This is a genomic window from Enterobacter cloacae complex sp. IR5412 (assembly GCF_049237385.1).
In the GTDB taxonomy this organism is placed as follows: Bacteria; Pseudomonadota; Gammaproteobacteria; order Enterobacterales; family Enterobacteriaceae; genus Enterobacter; species Enterobacter intestinihominis.
Genome location: NZ_JBMKHQ010000007.1, coordinates 224,542 through 234,170, shown reverse-complemented (window position 1 = coordinate 234,170; position 9,629 = coordinate 224,542). Strand labels below are relative to the sequence as shown.

The window sequence follows — 9,629 nt, the reverse complement described above, 5'->3', positions numbered from 1 at the left end:
GGAAGGCAAACGCCTCAGCGATTTACAGCCGGACCAGGGCATCGCTGACAGCCCTCAGTCATTTAGAAAGCAACTTTATTGCTTCTGCATAAAAAAATTACTGGGGAACCCTCAGCCCACAGGGAGAGGGAGAATCTCATTTCGCAATTCCTGCGCTTTAACTTCTCGTTTCTTGATACTTACCCTGATAACTATTATCGTGACCGCGTGTGACGAGAGGTTTCCCCATGAGTGAAGAAGAACTGTTTAGCCGCAGGCCGATGGGCATGCGGATGGCGATGATCGTGCGCCAGTGGCGTGCCGTCATTGACGACGCCATTCTCGATACTGGGTTAACCCAGTCGAGCTGGACGGTGATGATGCAGCTGCATCAGCTCGGGGATAACGTCTCGGTGAGTGAGCTGGCGGAGGTGCAGGGCATTGAACTGCCGCCGCTAATGCGCACCCTGACACAGCTGGAAAAACAGGGTTACCTGCTGCGCACCGTCTCGCCGTATGACAAGCGCATCCGGCTTCTGACGCTGACGCCTGAGGGAAAAGCTGTACTTAACAGGCTCACCCAGGTAATTGAGACGCTTCAGACGCGCGTATCGCAAAACATCGCGCCTGAACATCTCGACATTTTCAGCGCCACCCTGAATCAAATCGCCTGCAATTTGCGGACAATCCGCGAAGAAGATAACAAGACCGAAAAATAATGACTCCTGAACAAAAGTTTGCCCGCTGGGTAAGGGTAAGTATTGCCTCTTTCCTGCTGATGTTTGTCTACTTTATCGTCGCGGATATCTGGATCCCGCTGACGCCGGATTCCACCGTGATGCGCGTGGTGACGCCGGTGTCTGCCCGTGTCTCCGGCTATGTGGCGGCGGTCCATGTCCACAACAATAGCCAGGTGAAGAAAGGCGATCTGCTGTTTGAGCTCGACGACACCCCGTTTCGCAATAAAGTGGAAGCGGCGCAGATCGCGCTTGAGCAGGCTCGCCTTTCCAACGAACAACTGGACGCGCAGATCGCCGCCGCGCAGGCCAGCCTGAAGACCGCCGTGCTGACCGCGCGTAACGACAAAGTGACTTTCGACCGCTACCAGAAACTGAGCACCCTGCAGAACGTGTCGCAGGCGGATCTGGATAAGGTCCGCACTACCTGGCAGAGCAGCGAGCAGTCCGTCAGCTCGATTCAGGCGAATATTCATAACCTGCGCATTCAGCGCGGCGAGCGGAATGAACACCGTAACGTGACGCTGCAAAAATACCGTAACGCGCTGGATGAAGCGGAGCTGAATCTTGGCTGGACGAAGGTCTACGCCGAGGCGGACGGCACGGTGAGTAATCTGCAATTAAGCCCCGGTTTTTACGCCTCGTCCGGTTCGGCAGCGCTGGCGCTGGTGAATACGCAGACGGATATTGTGGCGGATTTCCGCGAGAAGAGCCTGCGTCATACCCACCAGGGGACCGACGCCGCCGTGGTGTTTGACGCCTTTCCGGGACGGGTTTTCCGCGCCCACGTGACCAGCAGTGACGCGGGGATCCTCGCCGGTCAGGAAGCCGTTAACGGTCAACTTTCTGAACCGGAAACCTCTAACCGCTGGGTGCGCGATGCCCAGCGAATGCGCATTCACGTGGCGCTGGACGAAGCCTTACCGAAGTCGCTGCCGACCGGCGCGCGCGCCACCGTGCAGCTCTACAACAGCGAAGGGCCCTTTGCGCGCTTCTTCTCCGGGATGCAAATCCATCTGGTGAGCCTGCTTCACTATGTCTATTAGCACCCTGGCGCGGGTATTTACCCCGCACGGCAACATCGTCTACACGGCAAACGACTTCCGCCAGACTCTGCGCATTGTCTTTGCCGGGATGATTGCGCTCAGTATTTCGAGCTTCTACAACACCAGCTACGGCGTGTTTTTTGTGGTCTACCCGATCATGCTGCTGTCGCTGGTGCCGGTGTTTAACCGCCACGTGGCGAAGCAGTTTATCTTCAGCGCATCGCTCAACTGCGTCGAAATGGTGATCATCATCGGCTTTCTGTCGCAATGGCCGGTCATTATGACGCTGGTGGTCTTTGCCCTGTACGTGATGCGCTTTCGCTTTATGAGCAAGGGGCCGCTGTTTCTGTTCGGTTCGATGGGCGTGGTGTGCCAGAGCGTAATGCTCAACTTTATGAGCTACCCCACCACCAACTGGCACACGCTTTTGTTCTCCAACATTGAAGCGAGCGTGATGGCGGTGTGTCTGAGCGCGCTGATGAATTACCTGCTGCCGGACGTGGAGCCACGTAAGCCGCCGCCGCTGATAGAGAAAGACGATGCCCGCGTGCGCCACGAGTCGCTGCTCTCCGGCACCGTGGCGACGCTGATTTTCGTGGTATTTCAGATGAGCGACTTAAGCGATTCGCTCTCGGCGCTGATGGCGGGCATTCTGATCCTGTTCCCGATGCACTACCGCGGCGCGGTGATGAGCTCTATCTGGCGCGTGGTCGGCGTGGTGCTGGGCTGTCTCTATATCCTCGTCGTTCAGCTTATCCTGTACGATCACAGCAGCCATATGCTGCTGATGATGCCGCTGATCGGCCTCGGGCTGGCATTTGGCGCGCGCCTGCACGTGATGGAGAAGGTCGGGGCCGGGGTGGGATTTTCCAGCATTACCACCATCGGCATTATGTTCGGGCAAAACATGCATCCGGACAGCGATCTGGTGTTCAGCGATCTGTACCGCATCACCTCCGTTACCTTCGCGCTGGTGGTCACGCTGACGATGGTCTTTCTGGTGCACCTGATCCTGAACCGCTTCGAGGCGACGCGCTACGTTATCGCGCCGCCAAAAGCGGATTAATGCCCCAGCACGGCGGGCAACTGAGAAAGTAAAAACAGGATCAGGCCAATCGTTCCGCCTACCAGGGTACCGTTTACGCGAATGAACTGAAGATCTTTACCGATATTGAGTTCTATCTGGCGTGACATATCTTTGGCGTCCCAGCTTTTCACCGTGTCGCTGATATGACGCGTCAGGAACGCAGCAAAATCCGGCGCGACGCGGTGCGCGGCCTGCTCCAGATGCTCGTTCAACGACGCACGCAGGCTGGCATCATTCGACAGCGTCTCACCAAACCACAGCCCGGCGTTGGCGATACGTTGCTTCACGCGGGAATCGTCGCTCTGCATGTCATTTTTCAGCCACTGGCGCAGGTCAGCCCACATTTCACCCAGGTAGCGGTTAAATGCTTCATCATTCTTCAGATAGTGCTTGATATTGTCGGCTTTGGCCGTCATCTCCGGGTCGTTTTTCAGGTTGTCGATGAACTTCAGCGTGGCGCGGTCAAATGCCCGACGGATCTGGTGCGTGCGGTCGTGGCTGATATCATCCAGCAGCGTGTTCACCGCGTTCGACACCATCTCTGCGCTCTGATCGCCCAGCCACTCGGTGGGCAGCACCATCGCCTTGCGCGGATGCTCGGTCTTCAGCCAGTGGACGATCTGGTCAGAGATAAATTCCCGCGTGCTCTCGCGCTGAATCAGGGTAATCAGACGGTTGATGATGGCGTCCAGCAGCACCTGGTGACGGTTGTTTTTGGTCATGCTTTCCAGCATGACGGCGCTGGTCTCGGTTAAATCGACCTTGTCGATAGCCTTATGCACCGCGCGTTTGAGCAGGCGCTGAATGCGCCCGTCGTCAGTCAGCTCAAGAAAACCGCTCATCACCTGCATCAAATGCAGCCCGACGCGCTGGGCGTTGTCGGGCTTGCTGAACCAGGCACCAATCATCTGGGCCGGCTCGTAGCGGCGAATTAATGCGACCAGCGACTGGGTATCCAGAAACTTTTCCTGCACGAACTGGCCAAGATTGTCGCCGATGCGGTCCTTATTGCGCGGGATAATCGCCGTATGGCGCGAGATAAAGGGAATTGGCACCCGGCGGAACAGCGCGACAACGGCAAACCAGTCCGCCAGCGCGCCGACCATCGCCGCCTCGGCAATAGCTTTTGCGCCGCGTACCCAGAAGGTTTGCGGCAGGAACAGGGTAGTGATAAAGGCCGCAGCGGCAATCAGCAGCAGCGACAGCGCGAGAAGCTTGGCGCGTTTGAGTTCGGTATGTTTTTCCATGGGTTAAGGATAGAGGGATACGGGGGAAAAGTGCAAAAACCGCCACAGCACCCACCCACCAAACCCCATCAATACCACCCCCGCCGTGCGCTCTATCAGCCAGAGCGAACGGCTGAGCTTTCGCTGAACCGCCGGTAACCCCATCAGCGACACCAGCGCAAAATCCCATACCAGTACTACCATCACCATCCAGACGCCGCAGGTCGCCTGCTGAAGCAGCGTGACGTCCGGCCCGAGTAACGCCGTCATCAGCGCCAGGTAGAACAACGCGTTTTTGGGATTCAACAGCGCCGAGCCCAGCCCCAGCAGGATCTGCTTACGCAGCGAGGGGCAGCGCTCATGTGTTTCATTTAGCGTCAGCGTCTGCGGTCGGCTGCGTACAAGATGCGAGCCGATCCAGAGCAAATACAGTGCGCCGGATAATTCAATCAACGTGAACAGCCACGCGAACTGACGCAGCGCGCTCCATCCCATAATGACCAGCAAAATGTAAAGCCCATTTCCTGCCGCTATCCCGATGCACAATCCGGCGCTGCCGCGCAGTCGGTAGCGGGCGGCGTAGCCCATCAGCAGGAAAAAATCCGGGCCCGGGCTTAACAGGGCAACAAAATGCGCCAGCGCCAGGGCGAGAAAAGCGGAAGGGAAGAACAGTTCCATAGCGACCTCAGAATGCAAAACTGGGGCCAGACTACGAAAACACAGAACCTATTTATTGTCTGATATTGATCGGCCCGTAGCGTACTGGCGCGGTGTGGCGGCGGTGTAGCGCACAAAGGTCTTATGAAAATGGCTCTGGTCGGCAAACCCGCTCTGGTAGCCGACATCGGCGATATCATCCCCGGCACGCAGCCGCGCTTTGGCGTACTCTACGCGGGAGATATTGAGGAAGCTGCCAGGCGTCAGGCCCGTGTCCTTCTTGAAGGTACGGATCAGCGTCTCCTTTCGCAGCGAGAATCGTTGCGCAAGTGCGTCGAGGGAAGGCGGGCTGGAAAGACTGGAAAGAAATGCCTGCTGAACCTGCTGGCTGGTTGATCCAGGCTTTTCTGCCTCATCCATGCAATGGGGAAGGGCAGCAAGCAGCTTGTCCACGGACGCAGGGGACATCCTCTCAACAACTTCCCGATAATACATAAACAGCGTAGCGTTGCGAATCACCTGAACCGCAAGGGGAAGGTCCGTATCGATATAAAGCATATGATAACTACGCGGCTGCCCGGCAACAGGGTTGCAGCTGTGTGGGACATAAGCCGGGATCACAATCAGGTCCCCGGGCTGGAGGATGTATTCTCTGCCATTACACACGCAGCATGTCTGGCCTTCCACAATTGCGCCGATGGAGAGCTGAGGGTGGCAATGGCGTTTGTACGCCTGCATGCTCTGCCACGTGCTGCGTAGTTCAAGGCCCGAGGCGCGGTGAAAGGTCTGACGGATGCGGCGGGTATCGGTCATAGCAACTCCTTATGAAGGTTTTTTATACCACGCCAGCCACGGTATGGCATCGCTTTACTCAGAACCTTCCGGATATACCCAACTTTACGTCCATAGCCAGTCATGTTGACTACCCTTAATACCCTAAGCGGTAAAACATGGAGATTCGATATGGCTTATCAGACAGTAAATCCTGCCACTAACCAGCTCATCAAAGAATATCCCTCCCACAATGACGCAGATGTTGAAGCGGCGCTGAAGGCAGCCGATGCGCTCTATCACTCCGACTGGGCGAAAGGCGACATAAGCCAGCGCCTGCCGGTACTGCATAAGCTGGCGGACCTGATCGACGAACGCGTGGAGGAGCTGGCGAAAATCGCCAGCCAGGAGATGGGTAAGCTCATCGAACAGAGCCGCGGCGAGGTGAAGCTGTGCGCGCAAATCGCCCGCTACTATGCGGACAACGCGAAGCAGTTCCTGGCCCCGGTGAAGTATGACTCTGAACTCGGGGAAGCATGGGTTGAACATCACCCCATCGGCGTGCTGATGGCCGTCGAACCATGGAACTTCCCGTACTATCAGCTGATGCGCGTTCTGGCGCCAAACCTGGCGGCGGGTAACCCTGTCATCGCTAAACACGCCAGCATTGTGCCGCACTGTGCGGAAACCTTCGCCCATCTGGTGCGTGAGGCGGGCGCGCCGGAAGGGGCGTGGACCAACCTGTTTATCTCGTCCGATCAGGTGGCGAACATCATCGCTGACGATCGCGTACAGGGCGCGGCGCTAACCGGTTCAGAAAAAGCGGGCAGCGTGGTAGCGGCCCAGGCGGCGAAGCACATTAAGAAATCCACGCTGGAGCTTGGCGGTAACGACGTATTCGTGGTGCTCGACGATGCGGACCTGGATAAGGCGGTGAAGATCGGCGTTAACGCGCGGCTCAACAACGCCGGGCAGGTCTGTACCGCGGCGAAGCGCTTTATCCTGCATGAAAAGATTGCCGATGCCTTCCTGAGCAAATTCACCGAGGCATTTAAGCAGGTGAAGATTGGCGATCCGCTGGACGAAAGCACCACGCTGGGGCCGCTGTCCTCTAAAGACGCGCTCGACACGTTGACCAAACAGGTTAACGAGGCGGTGAAAAACGGCGCTACGCTGCACTATGGCGGCAAACCTGTGCAGCGAGACGGGAGCTTCTTTGAGCCGACCATCCTGACCAACATCTCACGCGACAACCCGGCGTACTTCGAAGAGTTCTTTGGCCCGGTAGCGCAGATTTACGTGGTGAAAAACGACGACGAGGCGGTCGCGCTGGCGAACGACTCCCACTACGGCCTGGGCGGAGCGGTGTTCAGCCAGGATATTGAGCGCGCGAAGAAGATGGCATCGCGTATTGAGACCGGGATGGTGTACATCAACTGGCTCACCGATACGGCGGCAGAACTGCCGTTCGGCGGCGTAAAACGTTCGGGTTACGGACGCGAGCTGTCGGACCTGGGGATCAAAGAGTTTGTGAACCAGAAGCTGGTGGTCGTTCGCAAGTAATGTCGGACATAAAAAAACCTGCCATCCGGCAGGTTTTTTTTTATTAACAGTCTCATCGCCTTTTTTGCCGGGTGGCGCTGCGCTTACCCGGCCTACAAGGTGCAATAATATTCATAAATTGCACCCTTCATTGTAGGCCCGTGCAAGCGTAGCGCCGCCGGGCGAAACGGGCAAACAGGCTTAGAAGGACACGCCACCGCCAACATATGCGCCGTCAATCAGCGTGTGGTTAGGACGACCGTCTTTACCATCAACGCTCACGTGACGATAACCCACCTTCAGCGTCACCGGCTTCACTGGCGTCCAGCTTACGCCACCGTTCGCTTCAACGTAGTTTTTCACGCTGTTGTTCAGGCCGTCTGGCGCAACGTAGCCTTCACCGAATACCCTGATGCTGTCGGTCAGGGCAACGTTCACACCGCCGCCGACCGGGAACGCCACGCCGTTATCGCCTTTTTTCGGGCCAACGTAGAGGGCCTTAGCGCCTGCGTTCAGCATCACCGGGCCGACTTCAAAGTTGTAGCCTGCTCCTACGCCACCGGTTGTGGTGCCGTCATCGGTGTTTTTCAGCCAGCTACCTTCGGTGTACAGACCGGAGGTTGATTTCCCCATTTCCACATTCAGGTTGGTAAAGTTTTTACCCTGCTCAATGCTGCCGCCCATGGCCAGTGCGGAGCCCGATACGGCAGTCAGAGCGGAAAGAAGGAGAACGTTGAGCTTTTTCATGAGTTTTTCCTCGTCATCAAATTAATCTGAGGGCACCTTAACAAGAGCTGTTTATCTCTGCAAATGCGATGCTTGTCACGTTTTTATGCTGTTTTTGTTTGGTTTTTGAATTTTAAATGTTGTTCGAATGTTGACCCGGCAAGGAGTCAATACGTAATGCATTCGCGTTTAGGAAGGGTTCAGGATTCTCATTAAACGTACGCTGAACGGGTCGGAAAAATTAGTTCAGGATGAATTAATTGAGTTTCTAATAATTTCCAAAAGTGTTTCAGTTGTCACAGATAAAGACACAGGTTTACATTTCTGGAGGTGGCTATACGCCCCGTCGTGCCGAACCGCTTTCACCATGTCATTTTTCTGACACGTTTCTTCATTACGTTGTTGGCTTCACTTACTGGGTGCTAACACTATGAAAAGAAAAATTATTCCTGTGCTAATTGGTTGTGCGCTCTCTTTCTCTGGCCTGGCGGCACAGCCAACCGCGGAGCGTTACGTCGTCAGTTTTCCCGAAGGTGCGCATGTCAAATACAGCGGTGCGTTTGCCAGCGCGTTTCCGAACGGGCTGCCTGTGGGGATTGGCTCTGGCCTGCTGTTTATGGGCAAGCAGGGCGACGCCTTGACGTTTATGACCGTGACCGATCGCGGTCCTAACGCGGATTCGCCAAAAATGGGGAAAAATGACGCTAAAATCTTTGTTACCCCGGATTTCGCCCCGCAGCTAATGACGATCCGCGTGCAAAACGGTAAAGCGGAGGCCGTGGACGCGCGTCCTTTGCATGACGATAAAGGCGAAATCAACGGTCTGCCGCTGCAAAGTGGCGTGATTGGTTCCACCAATGAAATCGCGCTAAGCGACACCTTAAAAGTGCTGAAAGGCGATAACCGCGGGCTGGATACGGAAGGCATCACGCCGGACGGGAAGGGCGGCTACTGGCTGTGCGATGAGTATGGCCCGTTCCTGATTAATATTGACAGTAAAGGGAAAATCCTCGCGATCCACGGCCCACAGGCGGCGGAAGGGGAGAAATCCATCGCCGGCGGTCTGCCAAATGTTATCAAATGGCGCCAGGCAAACCGGGGATTTGAAGGCCTGACCCGCATGCCGGACGGACGTATTATCGCCGCTGTCCAGAGTACGTTGGATATCGACGGGAAGAGCAAAAAGCAGGCGCTGTTTACGCGACTGGTTAGCTTCGATCCGGCGACCGGAAAAACCGCGATGTACGGCTACCCTGTCGACAGCGCGGCCTACAGCAAAAACAGCGACGCCAAAATCGGCGATATCGTGGCGCTGGATAACCACACTATCCTGCTGATTGAACAGGGCGAAGATAAAAACGACGCAATGCGTAACCTCATCTACAGGGTGGATCTGAGCAAGGCGAGCGATCTGGCCGCCTTCGACAAGCCGGGCGAATACCCGGAATTTGACGATGAGAAAACGCTGGCGCAGCGCGGCATTACACTTGCGGAAAAAACGCAGGTGGTCGATCTGCGTGCGCTGGGCTGGCAGCAGGAAAAGGCCGAAGGGCTGGCGCTGATTGACGACAAAACGCTGGCGGTGGCGAACGATAACGACTTTGGCGTGAAGGTGGCGATGCACAACCCGGCCGAGGGCAAGAAGCTCAAGGATTATCGGGTGAACGCGGAAGGCAAGCTGACGCTGGATGACAAAGCGGTTGAAACTACCCTCAGCGTCAAGCCGCTGAAGAAGCCGGAGTCCGACAGCGAGCTGTGGATTGTGACGCTGCCGGAGGCGTTGAAATAATATTGGACTTTACCCCTCACCCTGGCCCTCTCCCCACAGGGGAGAGGGGATTGTTCGGTGCAGATACTT

9 protein-coding genes are annotated in these 9,629 nt (G+C 56.3%); 5 read left to right on the top strand and 4 right to left on the bottom strand.

Features of this window, described 5'->3' with window-relative positions; translation table 11 throughout:
- Positions 1-227 precede the first annotated feature (227 nt).
- Genes ACOTX2_RS15125 through ACOTX2_RS15115 form a run of 3 tightly spaced genes read left to right on the top strand, consistent with a single transcriptional unit; the run spans position 228 to position 2,828 of the window.
- Positions 228-698 (top strand): MarR family winged helix-turn-helix transcriptional regulator, encoded by a 471-nt coding sequence (locus ACOTX2_RS15125; protein WP_022646938.1) that lies wholly within the window; start codon positions 228-230, stop codon positions 696-698.
- On the top strand, positions 695-1,762 hold the full coding sequence (locus ACOTX2_RS15120; RefSeq protein ID WP_088581776.1) for an HlyD family secretion protein: 1,068 nt from the start codon (positions 695-697) through the stop codon (positions 1,760-1,762). Before ACOTX2_RS15125 ends, ACOTX2_RS15120 begins: the two co-directional genes overlap by 4 nt.
- Positions 1,752-2,828, top strand: coding sequence for a DUF2955 domain-containing protein (locus tag ACOTX2_RS15115; protein WP_022646940.1), 1,077 nt, complete (start codon positions 1,752-1,754; stop codon positions 2,826-2,828). Before ACOTX2_RS15120 ends, ACOTX2_RS15115 begins: the two co-directional genes overlap by 11 nt.
- Here ACOTX2_RS15115 and ACOTX2_RS15110 read toward each other — a convergent pair.
- The 3 genes from ACOTX2_RS15110 to ACOTX2_RS15100 are packed head-to-tail and all read right to left on the bottom strand — an operon-like array spanning position 2,825 to position 5,545.
- Complete coding sequence (locus ACOTX2_RS15110; RefSeq protein ID WP_022646941.1) at positions 2,825-4,096, bottom strand: DUF445 domain-containing protein; 1,272 nt, start codon at positions 4,094-4,096, stop codon at positions 2,825-2,827. The genes ACOTX2_RS15115 and ACOTX2_RS15110 overlap by 4 nt on opposite strands.
- Before the next feature lie 3 nt (positions 4,097-4,099).
- Entirely contained in the window at positions 4,100-4,753 is a 654-nt protein-coding gene (locus ACOTX2_RS15105) for a LysE family translocator (RefSeq protein ID WP_058645753.1), read from the bottom strand.
- A gap of 48 nt (positions 4,754-4,801) precedes the next feature.
- Positions 4,802-5,545 (bottom strand): helix-turn-helix domain-containing protein, encoded by a 744-nt coding sequence (locus ACOTX2_RS15100; protein ID WP_063148272.1) that lies wholly within the window; start codon positions 5,543-5,545, stop codon positions 4,802-4,804.
- A gap of 150 nt (positions 5,546-5,695) precedes the next feature.
- Here ACOTX2_RS15100 and ACOTX2_RS15095 point away from each other — a divergent pair, with 150 nt between their 5' ends.
- Complete coding sequence (locus ACOTX2_RS15095; RefSeq protein ID WP_063148271.1) at positions 5,696-7,066, top strand: NAD-dependent succinate-semialdehyde dehydrogenase; 1,371 nt, start codon at positions 5,696-5,698, stop codon at positions 7,064-7,066.
- 180 nt (positions 7,067-7,246) lie between these two features.
- On the opposite strand, the gene ACOTX2_RS15090 is transcribed toward ACOTX2_RS15095, so the two are convergent.
- Complete coding sequence (locus ACOTX2_RS15090; RefSeq protein WP_023299248.1) at positions 7,247-7,792, bottom strand: YfaZ family outer membrane protein; 546 nt, start codon at positions 7,790-7,792, stop codon at positions 7,247-7,249.
- Positions 7,793-8,201: 409 nt separating this feature from the next.
- On the opposite strand from ACOTX2_RS15090, the gene ACOTX2_RS15085 reads away from it, so the two are divergent.
- Positions 8,202-9,560: an esterase-like activity of phytase family protein gene (locus ACOTX2_RS15085; RefSeq protein WP_063148270.1), complete on the top strand. Its 1,359-nt coding sequence runs from the start codon at positions 8,202-8,204 to the stop codon at positions 9,558-9,560.
- Positions 9,561-9,629: the final 69 nt, after the last annotated feature.

What these genes read in the sequence shown, in the direction of transcription:
- ACOTX2_RS15100 (WP_063148272.1), bottom strand. Translation starts at nt 5,545, where the DNA reads ATGACCGATACCCGCCGCATCCGTCAGACCTTTCACCGCGCCTCGGGC.
- ACOTX2_RS15110 (WP_022646941.1), bottom strand. Translation starts at nt 4,096, where the DNA reads ATGGAAAAACATACCGAACTCAAACGCGCCAAGCTTCTCGCGCTGTCG.
- ACOTX2_RS15115 (WP_022646940.1), top strand. Translation starts at nt 1,752, where the DNA reads ATGTCTATTAGCACCCTGGCGCGGGTATTTACCCCGCACGGCAACATC.
- ACOTX2_RS15105 (WP_058645753.1), bottom strand. Translation starts at nt 4,753, where the DNA reads ATGGAACTGTTCTTCCCTTCCGCTTTTCTCGCCCTGGCGCTGGCGCAT.
- ACOTX2_RS15085 (WP_063148270.1), top strand. Translation starts at nt 8,202, where the DNA reads ATGAAAAGAAAAATTATTCCTGTGCTAATTGGTTGTGCGCTCTCTTTC.
- ACOTX2_RS15090 (WP_023299248.1), bottom strand. Translation starts at nt 7,792, where the DNA reads ATGAAAAAGCTCAACGTTCTCCTTCTTTCCGCTCTGACTGCCGTATCG.
- ACOTX2_RS15095 (WP_063148271.1), top strand. Translation starts at nt 5,696, where the DNA reads ATGGCTTATCAGACAGTAAATCCTGCCACTAACCAGCTCATCAAAGAA.
- ACOTX2_RS15125 (WP_022646938.1), top strand. Translation starts at nt 228, where the DNA reads ATGAGTGAAGAAGAACTGTTTAGCCGCAGGCCGATGGGCATGCGGATG.